Genomic DNA, 16,811 nt, shown 5'->3' on the forward strand with positions numbered 1-16,811 from the left:
CCTCCGCACGGCGCGGAGGAGGGCCCCTTCTTCGGTCCTGGAGGTCCTACCGGGCCGTCAGCCCCAGGTGATCAGGCGCTTCGGGCGCTCCAGCAGCGCGGCCACGTCGGCCAGCACCTTGGAGCCCAGCTCCCCGTCCACCAGGCGGTGGTCGAAGGAGAGCGCGAGCGTGGTCACCTGACGCGGAACCACCTTGCCCTTGTGCACCCACGGCAGTTCCCGGACCGCGCCGAAGGCCAGGATGGCGGCCTCGCCCGGGTTGAGGATCGGGGTGCCCGTGTCGACGCCGAAGACGCCGACGTTGGTGATGGTGACCGTCCCGCCCTGCATGTCGGCCGGCGAGGTCTTGCCCTGACGGGCGGTCTCGACCAGCTCGCCGAGCGACGTGGCCAGCCCGGTGAGGGTCTTGGACCCGGCGTCCTTGATGTTCGGGACGATCAGTCCGCGCGGGGTGGCCGCGGCGATGCCGAGGTTCACCTGGCCCTTGAGGACGATCTCCTGCGCCGCCTCGTCCCACTGCGCGTTGATCTCGGGGTGCCGCTTGATCGCGGTGAGCAGCGCCTTGGCGACGATCAGCAGCGGGCTGACCCGGACGTCCCGGCCCAGCTCGCCGCTCTCCTTGAGCCGGCGGACGAACTTCATCGTGCGGGTCACGTCGACCTGCACGAACTCGGTGACGTGCGGGGCGGTGAAGGCCGAGGCCACCATCGCCTGCGCGGTCGCCTTGCGGACACCCTTGATCGGCACCCGGACGTCGCCCGCGGTGGGCACCGGCGCCTGCGGCGCGGCCGGCTCCGCCACGGCGGCCTCGACCACCGCGACCGCCGGAGCGGCCTGGGCGGTGGCGTAGGCGTGCACGTCCTCGCGGGTGATCACGCCGTCCCGGCCGGTCGGGGTGACCGCGCGCAGGTCGACGCCGAGGTCCTTGGCCAGCTTGCGCACCGGCGGCTTGGCCAACGGCCGCTCCCCGCCGGGCACTTCCGCGACCGCGACCGGGGCCGGGGCCGCGGGCGCCGGGGCGGCGGCCGGGGCAGGCGCCGCCGGAGCCGGCCTGGTCGCGTCGACCCTGGTGGTGGTCGTCCGCCGCGCCCGGCGCTGGGTGCCGCCGGTGCGCGGGCCGTACCCGACCAGCACCTCGCGCCGCTCGGGCTCGGCCTCCTCGGCGGGAGCCGGAGCCTGGGCCGGCGTCGCGGCGGGCGCGGCCGGAGCCTCGGCCCCCGCCCCGCCGGCGACCGCGACCGAGATGATCACGGTACCGACGTCGACCGTCGCGCCCTCGGGGAAGTGCAGCTTCTCGACCACCCCGTTGAACGGGATGGGCAGCTCCACCGCCGCCTTGGCGGTCTCCACCTCGCAGACGACCTGCCCGTCGGTGACGGTGTCACCGGGCTTGACGTACCAGCTGAGGATCTCGGCCTCGGTGAGGCCCTCGCCCACGTCGGGCATCTTGAACTCGCGGAGCGAGCGAACTTCGGTGGTCATCTTCGCTCCCCGGTATCAGTACGCCAGCGCGCGGTCGACGGCGTCGAGCACGCGGTCCAGGTCGGGCAGGAAGGCCTCCTCGACCCGGGACGGCGGGTACGGCGCGTGGTAGCCGCCGACCCGCAGGACCGGCGCCTCCAGGTGGTAGAAGCACTTCTCGGTGAGCCGGGCGGCCAGCTCGGCGCCCATGCCCATGAAGACCGGTGCCTCGTGCACCACGACGGCCCGACCGGTGCGCTTGACCGACTCCTCCAGCGCGGCGAAGTCCACCGGGGAGAGGGAGCGCAGGTCGACGACCTCCAGCCGGCGGCCGTCCTCCTCGGCGGCCGCGGCGGCCTCCAGGCAGACCTTGACCATCGGGCCGTACGCGATCAGCGTCGCGTCGGTGCCGGACCGGACGATCCGGGCGTCGTGCAGGCCGAGGTCGGCGGCGTCGCCGACCTCGCCCTTGTCCCAGTACCGGCGCTTGGGCTCCAGGAAGATGACCGGGTCGTCGGACTCGATCGACTGCCGCAGCATCCAGTGCGCGTCGTGCGCGCTGGCCGGGGTGACCACGCGCAGACCGGCGGTGTGCGCGAAGTACGCCTCGTGCGACTCGCTGTGGTGTTCGACCGCACCGATACCACCCGCGTAGGGGATGCGCACGGTGACCGGCAGCTTGACGTGGCCCAGCGCACGGGCGTGCATCTTGGCCAGCTGGGAGACGATCTGGTCGAAGGCCGGGTACACGAAGCCGTCGAACTGGATCTCCACGACGGGGCGGTAGCCGCGCAGCGCGAGGCCGATCGCGGTACCCATGATCCCGGACTCGGCGAGCGGGGTGTCGATCACCCGGTCCTCGCCGAAGTCCTTCTGGAGGCCGTCGGTGATCCGGAAGACGCCGCCGAGCTTGCCGATGTCCTCGCCCATCAGGACGGTCTTCGGGTCGTTCTCCAGCGACTTGCGCAGCGCTCCGTTCAGCGCCTTGGCGATGCTCAGCTGACCGGCCATCAGTGGGTCTCCCCCGCCTCGAAGGAGGCCGCGTACTCGATGTACTCGGCCCGTTCCTCATCGACCAGCGTGTGCGGCTCGCTGTACACGTGGTCGAAGATCAGGGTCGGGTCCGGGTCCGGCATGCTGCGCACGCCCTCGCGCACCCGCAGCCCCAACTGCTCGCTCTCGGCGTCGAGGGCGGCGAAGAACGCCTCGTCGGCCAGGCCCTCCTTCTCCAGGTGGGCGCGGAGCCGGGTGATCGGGTCCTTGGCCTTCCAGGCCTCGGTCTCCTCGGCGTGCCGGTAGCGGGTGGGGTCGTCGGAGGTGGTGTGGGCACCCATCCGGTAGGTGAACGCCTCGATCAGCACCGGGCCGTTGCCGCTGCGGGCGTGGTCGAGCGCCCAGCGGGTGACCGCCAGGCAGGCCAGCACGTCGTTGCCGTCGACCCGGACGCCCGGGAAGCCGAAGCCGGAGGCGCGGCGGTACAGCGGGATCTTGGTCTGGGTGGTGGTGGGCTCGGAGATCGCCCACTGGTTGTTCTGGCAGAAGAACACCACCGGCGCGTTGTAGACCGAGGCGAAGGTGAAGGCCTCGTTGACGTCGCCCTGGCTGGAGGCGCCGTCACCGAAGTACGCGATCACCGCGTCGTCGGCGCCGTCCTTGCTGACGCCCATCGCGTAACCGGTGGCGTGCAGGGCCTGCGCGCCGATCACGATGGTGTACAGGTGGAAGTTCTTCTCGTTCGGGTCCCAGCCGCCGTGGTTCACGCCGCGGAACATGCCGAGCAGGTTCAGCGGGTCGACGTCGCGGCACCAGGCCACGCCGTGCTCGCGGTACGTGGGGAAGGCGTAGTCGCCGGGGCGCATGGCGCGGCCGGAACCGACCTGGGCGGCCTCCTGGCCGAGCAGCGAGGCCCACAGGCCCAGCTCGCCCTGCCGCTGGAGCGCGGTGGCCTCGCCGTCGAACCGGCGCACCAGCACCAGGTCGCGGTAGAGGGCGCGCAGCTCCTCGGGAGTGGTGGTGAGGGGGTAGTCCGGGTGCTCGACCCGCTCGCCTTCCGGCGTGAGCAACTGGACGAGCTCCGGCTGGGCGTCCTTGCCCGTGGCGCGGAGGTTGTCAGGGACGCCGGGGGCCGCCTTCTTGCGAGCCCTCGCCGTGCTTTTGACGGTCACGTTCACTCCTCGGTCTGTCCGGCCACCCGGGGTCGCCGGTGACCGGTCCGGTCACCGCCTCGCGGGGCGCGCGTGGGTGTGCGCTCCCACTGCGGGGCAGGTGGTGATCCTGTTCCGACGGCGTCCCTCACGAGAACGTTACCCAGCGTCCGCCCTCGACGCGCTTGCGCTAGGACGTCCTACTTGTTCAGGGCCTACAACCCCGAGGGTGCTGCGTTCGACTCGCCGTCGGAAGGGTGGGGGTGACGGTCGGCGTGACGCAGCTCTCAATTCGAGCGCCTTCAGGACACCAGCGCACGTTATCCGGGCAGACGCCCGTACGTAAGGGGGTTCTCGGTATCGGTTTCGGACGGCTGTGGCCGGATCCCGTCGTGACGGAGGTGCGGGCGATAGGTCTTTCGTAGGGTGATATGGGAGGCTTTGGACGTGACTGATAACGGACAAATCAGGGTGTTCCTGCTCGACGACCACGAGGTCGTCCGACGGGGCGTGCACGATCTGCTCTCGGTCGAGGACGACATCGAGGTGGTCGGCGAGGCCGGCACGGCCGCCGAGGCGCTCACCCGGATCCCCGCGGTCCACCCGGACGTCGCGGTGCTCGACGTCCGGCTGCCGGACGGCAACGGGGTCGAGGTCTGCCGCGAGATCCGGTCCAGGCTGCCGGAGATCAAGTGCCTGATGCTGACCTCGTTCTCGGACGACGAGGCGCTGTTCGACTCGATCATGGCCGGCGCCTCCGGCTACGTGCTGAAGGCGATCCGCGGCACCGACCTGATCACCGCCGTCCGGGACGTCGCGGCCGGCCGCTCGCTGCTCGACCCGGTCGCCACCAGCAGGGTGCTCGCCCGGCTGCGCGACGGCGGGGAGAAGGAGGACGAGCGGCTCGCCCAACTCACCAAGCAGGAGCGGCGGATCCTCGATCTGATCGGCGAAGGTATGACAAATCGTCAGATCGGCAACGAGTTGCACCTGGCCGAGAAGACGGTGAAGAACTACGTCTCCAGTCTGCTCGCCAAGATGGGCATGGAGCGGCGCACCCAGGCTGCCGCCTTCGTGGCGCGGCACCAGGCCGACCACCAGTACTGACCGGATGGCTGCACATAACTGACGTCCTGTCAAGGGCCCCCACACAGGGGACATAACCTCTCCACGTGACTTTCAGCCAGACCCTCGCCTGCGCCCCGGCCCGCCCCGACGTCTCCGCACCGCCGATGGGGACCCTCAGCCCACCCGTCCCGCTGGGCGCGCTCGCCGAGGTCCTGGCCCGCTACCGGGTAGGACGGCTGCTGACCGCCGAACCCGTCGCCGAGGGCCTGCTGAACCGGGGGTACCTGGTCACCACCGAGGCCGGTCCACACTTCCTGAAGTGCTACGTCGACACCGCCACCGGCAGCCGTCCGAAGATCCTCGCCCACCACCGCGCGATGGCCGCGCTGAACACCCTCGGACTGCCCGTCACACCCCCGCTGGCCTGCGCCGAACGGTCCGGCACGGTGGCCGCCCGGGGCGGTCGGCTGTTCGCGCTGTTCCCCTGGGTCGACGGCCGGCACCGGCACGGCGGCGAGCTCGACCCGTCGCAGTGCGACGCGCTCGGCGCGCTGCTCGGCCGGCTGCACGGCGCGCTCGACGACGTCTGCGCCCCGCTCGGACAACCCGCCGGCTACCGGAGCGCCGACCCCGTCGACAGCGCCGGACTCGCCCGCGACCTGCGGCGCCGCGCCCGGGAGCACCACCCGGCCGGGGAGCTGGACGCCCTGGTGGTGGAACGGCTCACGGAACGGCTGGAACTGCTCGCCGAGCACGCCCACCGCCGCCCCGCCCCGGAGGCCGCGCCGCCCACCGGCTGGACCCACGGCGACTTCCACGGCCTCAACCTGCTGTACGACGACGGCCCGCAGGGCGGCGGCCGGGTGGCCGCCGTCCTGGACTGGGACAAGCTCGGCCCGCAGCCACGCGCCGAGGAGGCGGTCCGGGCCGCCACGCTGCTCTTCAACGACCGGTCGTCCGGTGTCCTCGACCTGGTCCGGGTCCGCCGCTACTCACAGGCGTACCGGGCCTCCGGTGCCGCCACCGCCGAGCACGTGGCCGGCGCCGTCCACCGGGTCTGGTGGGAGCGGTTGAACGACTTCTGGATGCTGCAGTGGCGCTACCAGCGGGCCGACCACCGGGCCGACCCGCTCTACCCCGCCTCCGCGGGGCAGCTGGCGTGGTGGTGCCAGGAGTACGAGCAGGTCCTGGACGCCTTCACCAACTGACCGCGTCAGGGGGTCGACTTCGGGTCCGTCGTCGGCTTCGTGTCCGTCGGCGGCTTCGCCGGCCCCGTGCTGGCGCCCGAGGTCGCCGCCGGCGTCGTCGCCGCAGGCGCCGACGACGCGGGCGCGGTCCCGGTCGCGCTGTGGCTGGTGGACGTGGTCGGCGTCGGGGCCTGCGTGCCGTGCTTGCCGGTGCTCGGCGACGGCGACATGTTGTTGCCGTTGTTCCCGGTGTTGTTCCCGCCGTTGTTGTTGGGGTCGGTCGGTGCCGACGGCTTCTTGCTGCCGGAGACCGAGGCCGGCGGGGTCACCAGACCGCTCGGGGCCGGCGCGGTCGGCTCCGTGGTGGTGACCGCCGGGGGCTGCGTCGGGGACACGCCGTGGTCGGTCTGGTCGTTGCCGCTGAGCGCGAACCCGATGCCCGCACCGGCCGCGACCAGCACGGCGATCGCACCGGCCACCCAGGCCCACGGCCCGCGCCGCCGTCCGGGGCCCTCGCCGTCCTCGCCCGCGCCGCCGCCGTACGGGCCGCCGGCCGCCGGGTAGGGCGAGGAGGGGGTGTGCGGGCCGCCCGTCGAGTACGGCAGCACGGAGGTCTGGTCGCCCGGGCGCACCGCGCCGAAGGCCGCGGTGGCCGCGGTCTGGTCCGGCCGGAGCACCTGGGTCGCACCGGTGTCGCCCGCGGCCGCGCCGACCCAGCCGGCCCCGGCCGCCTCGTGCATCTCGCGCAGCGCGTGCTGCACGTGGGCGCGGAACTCGTCGGCGTCCTGGAAGCGGTCGTCCGGGTTCTTGGCGAGCGAGCGCAGCACCAGCGGGTCGAGGCCGGCCGGCACCCGGCCGTTGGCCTGCGAGGGCGGCACCGGCGGGTCCTGGACGTGCTGGTAGACCACCGACAGCGGGGTGTCGCCGGTGAACGGCGGGCGCAGCGTGAGCAGCTCGTAGAGCATGCAGCCGGCCGCGTACAGGTCGGAGCGGTGGTCGACCGGCTTGCCGAGCGCCTGCTCGGGCGAGAGGTACTGCGGGGTGCCCATGACCATGCCGGTCTGGGTCATCGTGGTGGCCCCGCCGGTCAGCGCCCGGGCGATGCCGAAGTCCATCACCTTGACCGCGCCGGTGTTGGTGATGCTCACGTTGGCGGGCTTGATGTCGCGGTGGACGATGCCGTTGCGGTGGCTGTAGGCGAGCGCCTCCAGCACCCCGGCGATGATGATCAGCGCCTGGTCGACCGGCGGCGCCTCCTCGTCCGCCAGCAGTTCGCGGACGGTGCGGCCCTCGACCAGCTCCATCACGATGTACGGCGTGGACTCGTCCCCGACGTACTCCTCGCCGGTGTCGTAGACCGAGACGATCGAGTGGTGGTTGAGTGCTGCGACGGCGTGTGCCTCGCGGGTGAAGCGCAGCCGGGCGACGTCGTCCTGGGCCAGTTCGCCGCGCAGCAGCTTGACCGCGACGGTGCGGCCGAGCCGCACGTCCTCGGCGGCGAACACCTCGGCCATGCCGCCGCGCCCGAGCCGGTGGGTCAGCCGGTAGCGGCCGTCGCCGACGGTGCTCAGCGGCACCGCGGTGCCGCGGCCCGGGGTCTGCGGGCCGCCCGCGGCGACCGGGGGCAGCGCCGAGGTCGCGGCCTCGGCGCCGGGCTGGGGAATCCTCGGGGTTCCGCCGGTCCGGCCGACCGCCCGGACACCCGCGTCGTCGTCCGGCTGCTGCGTCTGTGCCATCGCTCCTCGCCCCGGGCGTTCGCTCGGATCGCGGTGCCCTGTCGCTTACGTATCCCCGAACGCTACCGCTTCCGGCGGACGGCTGTGGCACCCCCGGACCTGCCGGAAACCATCAGAGCAGGCCATTCCGGTCGGCCGGGAGGTCGACGACCAGCACGTTGGCGGGAAGGGGTGCGTGGCTGAGCTTGCCGCCGCTCTTCTCGTTCGCCTTGTTGACCACGATCGCGATGATGATGCCCGCCAGGACCAGCACGCCGATGATGATCCCGATCACGACCGCGGCCGTCGAGCAGCCGCCGCCGCCGGCGGGCTGCTTCGGCTGCTGGTACGGCGGCATCGGCTGCGGCGGCGGGGTGTGCGCCTGCGGCCCGCCCTGCTGGAGGTACTGCGGGTGCGGGGTGTGCGCCTGCGGCCGCGGGGGCTGGAAGGCGGGCGGCGGGGTCTGGTACTGCGGCTGCCCGCCCTGCTGGAGGTACTGCGGGTGCGGGGTGTGCGGGGCCTGCGGCGGCGCCTGGTAGGCCGGCGGCGGGGTCTGGTACTGCGGCTGCCCGCCCTGCTGGAGGTACTGCGGCTGCGGCGTCTGCGGGGCCTGCGGAGCGGCGTGCACCGAACGCGGGCCCTCGTTGATCACCAGCGGGGTGCTGGCCTGCAGCTTGTGCCCGCTGTCGCCGCCCTTGGCCGCCGCGATCAGCCGCTCCGCCTCGTCCCGCATCGCCGCCGCGCTCTGGAACCGGTGCGCCGGGTCCTTGCGCAGCGCCTGGGCGACGAAGGCGTCCACCTCGGGGGTGATCGAGCGGTTGAGGGTGGAGGGGGCCGGCGGCTCCTCCTGGACGTGCTTGTAGGCGATCGAGAACGCCGAGTCGCCGTCGAAGACCAGCTGCCCGGTGATCATCTCGAAGAGCATCACGCCGACCGAGTACAGGTCGGAGCGGGCGTCCACCGGCTTGCCGAGCGCCTGCTCGGGCGAGAGGTACTGCGGGGTGCCGACCACCATGCCGGTCTGGGTCATCGACGTGACGCCGGATTCCAGCGCGCGGGCGATGCCGAAGTCCATGACCTTGACGTTGCCCTTGCGGTCGAACATGACGTTGCCGGGCTTGATGTCGCGGTGCACCAGGCCCATGTCGTGCGAGGCCTCCAGCGCGTTCAGCACGCCGACGGTGACCCTCAGCGCCTCCTCGGCCGGCATCGCGCCGTACTGGCCGATCGCCTCGTTGATCGCCTCGCGCAGGCCCTGGCCGTCGATCAGCTGCATGACGATGTACGGCGTGCTGGAGCCGTCCGGGGCGATGTCCTCGCCGCTGTCGTACACCGTGACGATGTTGGGGTGCTCCAGCCGGGCCACGGCCTGGGCCTCGCGGCGGAACCGCTCCTTGAACGAGTCGTCCCGGCCCAGCTCGCTGTGCATGCTCTTCAGCGCGACCTGCCGGTCCAGCACGCTGTCGTAGGCGAGGTGCACGGAGGCCATGCCGCCCTCGCCCACCAGCCGCTGCAGCACATAGCGGCCGTTGCCCCGGGAGAAGCCCTCGACCGCCGCGTTGCCGTGCTCGCTCATGGTCCTCTGCTCCCCCTCGGCTCGGCCGTGCTTGCCGCAGCCTGACGTTCGGTCTCGTCCGTGCGTGGTGGGCCCGGCCCGCTGGCCTGGCGGGCCCCTGCCGCGGCGGTTCCACCGGCCGGCGACAGGGGTCAGGGTATCGGCTCACGCCGACGGTGATCGGTCCAGGGCCGGGGCGGATCGTCGTGGTACGTCCGGTCCGACGGCGGCCCCGACGTACCTACGGCGGGTACCGCCGACTGCGGCTACAGGTAGGGGCCGGAGCGGATGCCGCGGCCCTGGCCCAGCTCGTCCTCGTCCGGCTCGCCGCTGTGCAGGCCGGGCGGCAGCGCCCGCCGCATCTGCTCCAGCTGGGCCCGCGCCGCCATCTGCTGCGCGAACAGGGCGGTCTGGATGCCGTGGAACAGACCCTCCAGCCAGCCGACCAGCTGGGCCTGGGCGATCCTCAGCTCGGCCTCGGTCGGGATGGTGTCGTCGGTGAACGGCAGCGACAACCGCTCCAGCTCGGCAACCAGCTCCGGGGCCAGCCCCAGTTCGAGCTCCTTGATCGAGCTCGCGTGGATGTCCTTCAGCCGGGCCCGGCTCGCCTCGTCGAGGGGCGCCGCCCGGACCTCCTCCAGCAGCTGCTTGATCATGCTGCCGATACGCATGACCTTGGCGGGCTGCTCGACCATCTCGGTCACCGGGAGCTCACGCGGCACGTCGCCCTCGTCGTCCGCGCCCCCCGCCGAGCCCGCGAACCCCTGGCCCACGGGCAGCCCGTCCGGTCCGACGATCAGCACCTTCTGGCCGTCCTGCGACTGCCCGCCGACGGCCCGGAAGGGCTCCTGCGACGGGCGCTCGTTCATCGGATTCGTCATGAACAACATTCTCTCTCACTGGGGTTGGTCGGGCGGAAGCCCCCGTCGTCCCGCCGTCCTGCGCCACCCGTGACGAAGGTACGCCCCCGGGCGCCCTGCGGGAATCCGTACGGGTACTCAGTTCCCGCGTCCCGTCCGCCGACCGTCCGCCGACCGTCCGCCGGCGGCGCCCCGGCCCCGCCCGCACCGGCCCGCCGCACCGCACCCACCGAAACCCCGGCCCGGCCCGGGCGCGCCGCACCCGGAAGCCGGTCCCGGTCCCGCACCGGATCTCCACACCCGGGCGGGGGCCCCGCACGTCAGCCCCTGCGCAGCCGCAGGCCGACCAGTCCCAGGCCGCAGCCGATCAGTCCCAGGCCGACGCCCAGCGGGAGCTGGGTGGTGGAGGCGTCCTGCCAACGGGCGGGAAAGAGCGCGGGCACGGCGGCGACAGGCGCGACCGGCTCTCCGGCGGCCGCCGCGACGGTGGCCGGAGCGACCGGGGCCGGAGCGGCGGTACCGCCGGGGGCCTCGGCCTGCGCGTCGGCCTCCGGCCGCTCGGCCTCGACGCCCTGCTCCGGGGCCTGTCCGGGGGCCTGCTCGGCGGCCTGTTCCGGCACCTGCCCGGGAGCCTGCTCAGCGGCCTGCTCCACGGCCTGGTCCGGCACCTGCCCGGGAGCCTGCTCCACGGCGGCGTCGGAGCGCCCGGGCAGCGAGGCCAGGTGGTGCCGGTGGGCCTGCGCGAAGTAGCCGCCCGGGTGCGAACGCGGCACCGGCCGCCGCGGCCGGTGCCGTGGCCGCGCAGCCGCCGTCCTGGACGCGCCCGGCCCGGCACTCGGCTCGGCGCTCGTCCCCGCCTTCGGCGAGGACAGCCCCTCCGGCGAGGACAGCCCCTCCGGCGAGGACAGCCCCTCCGGCGAGGACGGCCCCGCCGGCAAGGGCAGGGTCACCGGCAGGGGCAACGCCGCCGGCGAGGGCAGCGCCACCGCCGCCGAGGCGGCGGCCAGCGGGAGGGTGAGCCCCAGCACGGCCGCCGCGAACAGCCGCTGCGCGCGGCCCGGAGAGCGGCGGGAAGTACGACGGTGATGCGGTGCCGCGGGCAGCGGCCCGAGGCGTGCGTGCAGTGATGCGGCCACGGTCGGAGTCCTTCCGACGGCCGATGGCGCCCGGAGGCGGGATCGGCGGCGGGACTGCTCCGGACCAGGCTCGCACGCCCCGGCCCGTACGGCATTTCGGGCGATTTACCCCCCGGTTCCGTTACCGCCCCACCGCCCTGCTCCCCGGCGCTCAGGCCCGCAGCACGACCTTCCCGACCTGCTCCCCGCGCTCCAGCACCCGGTGCGCCTCGGCCGCGTCGGCCAACGACAGAACCCGGTCCACCACCGGCTTCACCACCCCGGACTCGACCAGCGGCCACACGTGCTCCCGCACCGCCGCCACGATCGCCGCCTTCTCCGCCAGCGGTCGTCCGCGCAGGTTGGTGGCGATCACCGCCCCGCGCTTGCGCAGCAGCGCGTTGAGGTCGAGCTCGCCCTTCACCCCGCCCTGGAGTCCGATGATCACCAGCCGCCCGTTGACCGCCAGCGCGTCCACGTTCCGCTGGAGGTACCTGGCACCCATGATGTCCAGGATCACGTCCGCCCCGGCCCCGCCGGTGGCCTCCCGGAGTGCCTCGACGAAGTCCTGCTCGCGGTAGTCGACCAGGATGTCCGCGCCCAGCTCGGCGCACCGCGCCAGCTTCTCCGGGCTGCCCGCGGTGACCGCGACCCGGGCGCCGACCGCCTTGGCGAGCTGGATCGCCATGGTCCCGATCCCGCTCGCGCCGCCGTGCAGCAGCACCGTCTCGCCGGGCCGCAGGTGCGCGGTGAGGAAGACGTTGGACCACACCGTGCAGGCGACCTCGGGCAGTGCCGCGGCCTGCTCGACGGACAGCCCCGCGGGCAGCGGCAGCAGCTGCCCGGTCGGCACCGCGACCTGCTGCGCGTAGCCGCCGCCGGCCAGCAGCGCGCACACCTCGTCGCCGACCGCCCACCCGGACACCCCGGGCCCGAGCGCGACGATCCGCCCGGCGCACTCCAGCCCCGGGTAGGGCGAGGCGCCGGGCGGCGGGTTGTAGAAGCCCTGCCGCTGGAGCAGGTCGGCACGGTTGACGGCGGTGGCCGCCACCTCGACCAGGACCTCGCCCTCAGCGGGCACCGGGTCGGGCACCTCCGCCCAGACCAGTGCCTCGGGACCGCCGGGTACGGGAATCGTCATCGCATACATGCCCCGAACCTACTGCGGGCCGGGGCGGTTCCACGGCGTGGCTCAGCCGGTCGGCGCGACTGCGCTGGACCTGATGACGATCACCCGGTCGGTGAGCTGGAGCACGGCGGCCTCCGGCTCGGTGTAGTTGAGCACCCGTCGGCCCCGGACCACCGCGACCACCAGGTCCGCGCACTCGCGCGGGCTGTGCCCGGCCTCGGCCCGGGTGACCGGGCGCTCCACCACGTCCAGCCCCTTGCCGTACGTCAGCAGGTCCTCCATCACCGCCCCGGCGTGCGGGCTGAGCATCGACAGCCCGAGCAGCCGCCCGGCCGAACTGGAGCTGGTCACCACGACGTCGGCACCGCTCTGGCGCAGCAGCGGAGCGTTCTCGTCCTCCCGGACGGCGGCGACCACGGTGGCGGACTTGTTCAGCTGGCGGGCCGTCAGCGTGATCAGCACGGCGGTGTCGTCCCGCTCCGGCGCGACCACCACCCGCGCGGCGGTGGGCAGTGCGGCGCGCACCAGGGTGTCGGTGCGGGTGGCGTCGCCGACCACCCCGACCAGGCCGTGCTGGGCGGCTTGGTCGATCACCTTGCGCTGCGGGTCGACGACGACGATCTCCTCCTTCTTCACCCCCTGCCCGAGCAGGGTGTCGACGGCGCTGCGGCCCTTCGTCCCGTAGCCGATGACGACGGTGTGCTCGCGCACGGTGGACCTCCAGCGGTTCAACCGCCATTGCAGGCGGGTCCGTTCGGTGAGCACCTCCAGGGTGGTGCCGACCAGGATGATCAGGAACACCACGCGCAGCGGGGTGATCACGAAGATGTTGGTGAGCCGGGCGCTGTCGCTGTACGGGGTGATGTCGCCGTACCCGGTGGTGGAGAGCGTCACCGTGGCGTAGTACGCCGCGTCCAGGAAGCTGAGCCCGCCACCGGCGTTGTCGTTGTAGCCGGCCCGGTCGAAGTAGACGATGAACGTGGTGGCGACCAGTACGGCGAGCGCCAGCAGCAGCCGGGAGCCGACCTGCCGGACGGCGGGCGCGGTCCGGCGGACGGGCAGCACGATCCCGGCGTCCGCCCACGGCTCGGTGCCGGGCGCCAGGTTGCGTCGCAGGCGGCTCATGCGCCCACCTCTCCCCCGGCGTCCGGCCCGGGGTGTCCCCACCGCTCGGCAGCCGCTTCGCCAAACGCGCACGTCGTGATGGTTCGCCCCCGGCCTCCGGCCGTGGGGATCCCTGTGCTTCGCTCGCTCACGGCACCTCCAGGAGTTCGACCGTCTCGCCCGCCGCCGCACCACCGGGCGGCACCACGGCCAGCGCCTCGGCCCGGGCGAGCCCGCGCAGCATCGCCGGTCCGTCGAAGGCCAGCGGCAGGACGCCCTCGGCGGTCCGCCGGACCGGCTGGAGCCGGGTGTCCGTCGGGTGCCCGGGCAGCGCCGTCGCGGCGGGGGCGAGGGCGGGGGCGCCGGCGGTCCGTCCGCTGCGGGCGTGCAGCAGCGGCAGGACGAGGGTGACCATCGCGGCGACGGCGGCCAGCGGATTGCCCGGCAGGCCCACCAGGTGGCGGCCGCCCGGGAGTTCGGCCAGCAGCATGGGGTGCCCCGGCCGGGCGGCGACGCCGTCCACCAGCAGCCGGGCACCGGCCTCGGCGAGCGCCCGGTGCAGGAAGTCGACCGGCCCGGCGGCCGTTCCGCCGGTGGTGACCACGAGATCGGCGGCGGAGTGCCGCAGCGCGTCCAGGAGCAGGTCGAAGTCGTCCCGCACGTAACGGACTTCGGCCGGCTCCGCACCGGCGGCCCGCAGCCAGGGCGGCAGCAGCGGACCGAGCGCGTCCCGGACCAGGCCCGGCCCGGGCACCCCGGAGATGAGCAACTCGTCGCCCATAATGAGCAGTTGGACCTTCGGACGGCGGTGGACCGACAATCGGTCGTGGCCGCAGGCGGCGGCCAGGCCGAGGACGGCCGGCCCGACCGGCGTGCCGGCCGGCAGCAACTCCTCGCCCCGGCGGCACTCCTGGCCGCGCGGGCGGACGTCCTGGCCGGTGGTCAGCGGCCGCGGGCCGCGGTCGTGCAGCAGCGCGCCGTCCGTCCGTCCGTGCTCACGGCGCAGCACGGCGGTGGCGCCGGCCGGCAGCTGGGCACCGGTGGCGATCTCCACGGCGGTGCCGTCGGCCAGCGGCGCCGGCTCGGCCCGTCCGGCCAGCACCCGGCCGGCGACCCGCCACGGGCCGGGACCGGCGACGGCCCAACCGTCCATCGCGGAGGTGTCGAAGGCGGGCAGGTCGGTCAGCGCGCCGAGCGGCTCGGCGAGCGTGCGGCCCAGCGCCTCGGCCAGCGGGACTCCGACCCCGGGCAACGGGCGCAGCCCGGCCCGGCGCGCGGTCTCGCGGGCCCGGGGCCAGCTCAGCACGCCGGGGGCGGTGGACGGTGCGGCCACGGTGGTCCGTCCGACCGCGCTCACGACTCGCCCGGGCGGTCGGCGGCGCCCCAGCCCTCGGCGAGGGCCTCGGTCCGCCGGGCCGCCTCGGCGACGGCCCCCGCCCCGCCGCCCCGCTGGGCGGCCGCGTAGCCGATCAGGAAGGCGGTCAGCGGCGCGGCCGGCCGGGCCACTCCGTGCGCGACCACCCGGGCCACGTCGAGCAGACCACGGACGTCCACGTCCAGGTCGATGCCCAGGTCGGCCTTGACCTCGGCGATCCAGTCATCCAGCGTGCGCTCCATGCGCCCATGCTGCCCGATCGGCGGTTTCACCGAGGTGTTGGCCCCGTGTGCGGGGCACGTCGTTTCGCTCACACCCCGGTGCCGGCGTCGGTGAGGTTCAGCTCCGGTCGCGCTCGCGGGCCTGCTCCAGGTCCTCCCAGGTGTCGCAGTCGTAGGCGACGTTGTCGGTGTCGGCCACCCGTACCCCGCTCAGCCCGCCGAGGAAGCGCCGCAGCGACTGGCCGGCCGGGTCGCCGAGGGCGGCCAGCGCGTCGCGCAGCGCCGCGGTCCGGTAGGCGGCGGCGAGCGGCTGGTCGCGGCCGCCCGCGTCCACCAGCACGGCGGCGTCCCCGTACGCCCCGGCCTCGTCGAGGGCGGTGACCAGCCGTTCCACCGTCCGCCGGTCCAGGAACGGCAGGTCGGCGGCGAGCAGCAGCACGGTGTCCGCGGTGACCAGGTCGAGCCCGGCCGCGACGGCGGCGACCGGCCCGCCGCCGGGCGGCTGCTCCCTGGTCCAGCGGACTCCGGCCCGCGCGGTCGGCCGGGCCGGGCCGACCACGACGGTGGTGCGGGCGCCCGCGCAGGCGGCGAGCACCCGGTCGAGCAGGGTGGCCTCGCCCACCGTCAGGCCCGGTTTGTCGGCCCCGCCGAGGCGTCGGGCGGTTCCGCCCGACGGGACGATCGCGTCGTACGGCGTCATGCGGCCAGTATCCGCCCTACTCCGCCGCGGTCCCGCCGTCCTCCGCCGGCTCCGGACCCTCCTCGGCCCCGGACGGGGCGGCCTCGGCGGCACGGGCGGTGTTGGCCGCCGCGCCCAACTCCAGGAAGGACGGCAGGGTGAGCTCCCCGTACCGCTCGTTCATCGCCGTGACCAGCGCCTCCGGGTCGTCCGGGTGCGCGGCCAGCAGCCGGTCGAAGTCCTGGAGGTACGCGCCGGTGAAGGCCAGCACCCGGGCGGCGTCGTCGCCCTGGTCCGGGGCCCGGTGGCCGGCGATCACCCGGTCCGCGCCGAGGTCGGCGATCCGGCCGAGGTTGTGGCCCCAGGTGGTGCGCTGGGCCGGGGTGGTGTCGGCGGTCCAGGGGTGGGTGCCGTTGTGCACGAAGTCCCCGGCGATCACGGTGCGGATGCTCGGCACGTGGACGACCGTGGAGTCCCCGCAGTCGGCCTGGCCGAGCAGCAGCACCGGGATCACCTGGCGGTCCAGCATCAGCGGCTGCGGCAGCAGCGGGGCGGGGATCAGCGGGTGGTCCGGGATGTCGTCGCCGTACACCGGCTTCCACTGCGCGACCTTGGCGGCGACGGTGCGCCGGATGCCGTCGACCACGGCCGGGGCGGCCAGCAGCTGCGCGTCGGGGAAGAGCCGCAGCACCTCCTCGGCGCCGAAGTAGTGGTCCGGGTGCTGATGGGTGACCACGACGGCGAGCAGCCGTCTGCCCTTGCCCGCGACCCACTCGGCCAGCTCGCGCCCGGCGCTGCGGGTCAGCTGGGCGTCCACCAGGATCGCGGTCCGCTCGCCGAGGATCAGCGTGGAGGTGGCGAAGAAGGCCGACTCGGGGCCGGTGAAGACGGCGACCTCCAGCGGCCGGGCGGGCCGCTCCGCCTCGGGGAGCTCGATGGGCTGGGTGTCCGCGGGCTCGCCGCCGGCGCTCTCCTCGGGCGGGGACGACGTCACGGGCTGCTCCCTCTGGTCGGCGGACAGGTTCCCGGCGTGGACCCTCCCCGCGCGGTCGGTTCTCCTGCGCCCTACAGCATGGGAGCACTGTTGCCCGATTCCGCGGAAGGCGCGCCCCGTGGGGCCCCCCAACCGGGTCACGTCACACCCCCGCCCCGGCGGCCACCTGTCACTAATACACATAACACAGCACACCAAACACAA

The 16,811-nt window shown here is 74.2% G+C and carries 13 protein-coding genes and 1 pseudogene; 2 read left to right on the forward strand and 12 right to left on the reverse strand.

Translation table 11 applies throughout. The features are described from left to right. Positions 1 to 57: 57 nt before the first annotated feature. Genes ACFU7Y_RS21735 through pdhA form a run of 3 tightly spaced genes read right to left on the reverse strand, consistent with a single transcriptional unit; the run spans position 58 to position 3,626 of the window. The gene (locus ACFU7Y_RS21735; protein ID WP_380769363.1) at positions 58 to 1,482 is read right to left on the reverse strand and encodes a dihydrolipoamide acetyltransferase family protein; all 1,425 of its coding nucleotides are present in this window, start codon (positions 1,480 to 1,482) and stop codon (positions 58 to 60) included. A 15-nt stretch (positions 1,483 to 1,497) separates the two neighbouring features. Further along, positions 1,498 to 2,472: an alpha-ketoacid dehydrogenase subunit beta gene (locus tag ACFU7Y_RS21740; protein ID WP_374120103.1), complete on the reverse strand. Its 975-nt coding sequence runs from the start codon at positions 2,470 to 2,472 to the stop codon at positions 1,498 to 1,500. Continuing rightward, on the reverse strand, positions 2,472 to 3,626 hold the full coding sequence (pdhA, locus tag ACFU7Y_RS21745; protein ID WP_374120102.1) for a pyruvate dehydrogenase (acetyl-transferring) E1 component subunit alpha: 1,155 nt from the start codon (positions 3,624 to 3,626) through the stop codon (positions 2,472 to 2,474). Before pdhA ends, ACFU7Y_RS21740 begins: the two co-directional genes overlap by 1 nt. Before the next feature lie 426 nt (positions 3,627 to 4,052). On the opposite strand from pdhA, the gene ACFU7Y_RS21750 reads away from it, so the two are divergent. Together ACFU7Y_RS21750 and ACFU7Y_RS21755 are read left to right on the forward strand one after the other, a co-directional pair. Then, complete coding sequence (locus tag ACFU7Y_RS21750) at positions 4,053 to 4,712, forward strand: response regulator transcription factor (RefSeq protein WP_189913240.1); 660 nt, start codon at positions 4,053 to 4,055, stop codon at positions 4,710 to 4,712. A gap of 65 nt (positions 4,713 to 4,777) precedes the next feature. After that, the gene (locus ACFU7Y_RS21755) at positions 4,778 to 5,881 is read left to right on the forward strand and encodes a phosphotransferase enzyme family protein (RefSeq protein WP_224284240.1); all 1,104 of its coding nucleotides are present in this window, start codon (positions 4,778 to 4,780) and stop codon (positions 5,879 to 5,881) included. A gap of 5 nt (positions 5,882 to 5,886) precedes the next feature. Here the strand turns inward: ACFU7Y_RS21755 and ACFU7Y_RS21760 are convergent, their stop codons facing one another. The 9 genes and pseudogenes from ACFU7Y_RS21760 to ACFU7Y_RS21800 form a co-directional block, all read right to left on the reverse strand. Beyond that, positions 5,887 to 7,596, reverse strand: a complete 1,710-nt coding sequence (locus ACFU7Y_RS21760) for a protein kinase (RefSeq protein ID WP_380769366.1) — start codon at positions 7,594 to 7,596, stop codon at positions 5,887 to 5,889. A 112-nt stretch (positions 7,597 to 7,708) separates the two neighbouring features. After that, positions 7,709 to 9,151, reverse strand: a complete 1,443-nt coding sequence (locus ACFU7Y_RS21765) for a protein kinase (protein WP_380769368.1) — start codon at positions 9,149 to 9,151, stop codon at positions 7,709 to 7,711. A 245-nt stretch (positions 9,152 to 9,396) separates the two neighbouring features. Beyond that, positions 9,397 to 9,999 (reverse strand): bacterial proteasome activator family protein, encoded by a 603-nt coding sequence (locus ACFU7Y_RS21770; protein WP_374120157.1) that lies wholly within the window; start codon positions 9,997 to 9,999, stop codon positions 9,397 to 9,399. A gap of 311 nt (positions 10,000 to 10,310) precedes the next feature. Beyond that, positions 10,311 to 11,126 (reverse strand): hypothetical protein, encoded by an 816-nt coding sequence (locus ACFU7Y_RS21775; RefSeq protein ID WP_380769370.1) that lies wholly within the window; start codon positions 11,124 to 11,126, stop codon positions 10,311 to 10,313. A 151-nt stretch (positions 11,127 to 11,277) separates the two neighbouring features. Continuing rightward, positions 11,278 to 12,255: an NAD(P)H-quinone oxidoreductase gene (locus ACFU7Y_RS21780; protein WP_224285119.1), complete on the reverse strand. Its 978-nt coding sequence runs from the start codon at positions 12,253 to 12,255 to the stop codon at positions 11,278 to 11,280. A 42-nt stretch (positions 12,256 to 12,297) separates the two neighbouring features. Beyond that, positions 12,298 to 13,359 carry a TrkA family potassium uptake protein gene (locus ACFU7Y_RS21785; RefSeq protein ID WP_224285118.1) on the reverse strand — a complete coding sequence of 354 codons (1,062 nt, stop codon included), beginning with the start codon at positions 13,357 to 13,359 and terminating at the stop codon, positions 12,298 to 12,300. 127 nt (positions 13,360 to 13,486) lie between these two features. Continuing rightward, entirely contained in the window at positions 13,487 to 14,695 is a 1,209-nt protein-coding gene (locus ACFU7Y_RS21790; RefSeq protein ID WP_380769372.1) for a molybdopterin molybdotransferase MoeA, read from the reverse strand. Beyond that, positions 14,692 to 15,634, reverse strand: a pseudogene (locus ACFU7Y_RS21795) (NTP transferase domain-containing protein). Before ACFU7Y_RS21795 ends, ACFU7Y_RS21790 begins: the two are co-directional and overlap by 4 nt. 16 nt (positions 15,635 to 15,650) lie before the next feature. Then, positions 15,651 to 16,607 carry an MBL fold metallo-hydrolase gene (locus ACFU7Y_RS21800; protein ID WP_224277710.1) on the reverse strand — a complete coding sequence of 319 codons (957 nt, stop codon included), beginning with the start codon at positions 16,605 to 16,607 and terminating at the stop codon, positions 15,651 to 15,653. Positions 16,608 to 16,811: the final 204 nt, after the last annotated feature.

Origin of the sequence: Kitasatospora sp. NPDC057542, assembly GCF_042801945.1 — a bacterium.
Taxonomy (GTDB): Bacteria; Actinomycetota; Actinomycetes; order Streptomycetales; family Streptomycetaceae; genus Kitasatospora.

Coding starts and splice junctions, on each gene's coding strand:
- ACFU7Y_RS21735 (WP_380769363.1), bottom strand. CDS start 1,482: ATGACCACCGAAGTTCGCTCGCTCCGCGAGTTCAAGATGCCCGACGTG.
- ACFU7Y_RS21780 (WP_224285119.1), bottom strand. CDS start 12,255: ATGTATGCGATGACGATTCCCGTACCCGGCGGTCCCGAGGCACTGGTC.
- ACFU7Y_RS21770 (WP_374120157.1), bottom strand. CDS start 9,999: ATGAACGAGCGCCCGTCGCAGGAGCCCTTCCGGGCCGTCGGCGGGCAG.
- ACFU7Y_RS21760 (WP_380769366.1), bottom strand. CDS start 7,596: ATGGCACAGACGCAGCAGCCGGACGACGACGCGGGTGTCCGGGCGGTC.
- ACFU7Y_RS21765 (WP_380769368.1), bottom strand. CDS start 9,151: ATGAGCGAGCACGGCAACGCGGCGGTCGAGGGCTTCTCCCGGGGCAAC.
- ACFU7Y_RS21740 (WP_374120103.1), bottom strand. CDS start 2,472: ATGGCCGGTCAGCTGAGCATCGCCAAGGCGCTGAACGGAGCGCTGCGC.
- ACFU7Y_RS21785 (WP_224285118.1), bottom strand. CDS start 13,359: ATGAGCCGCCTGCGACGCAACCTGGCGCCCGGCACCGAGCCGTGGGCG.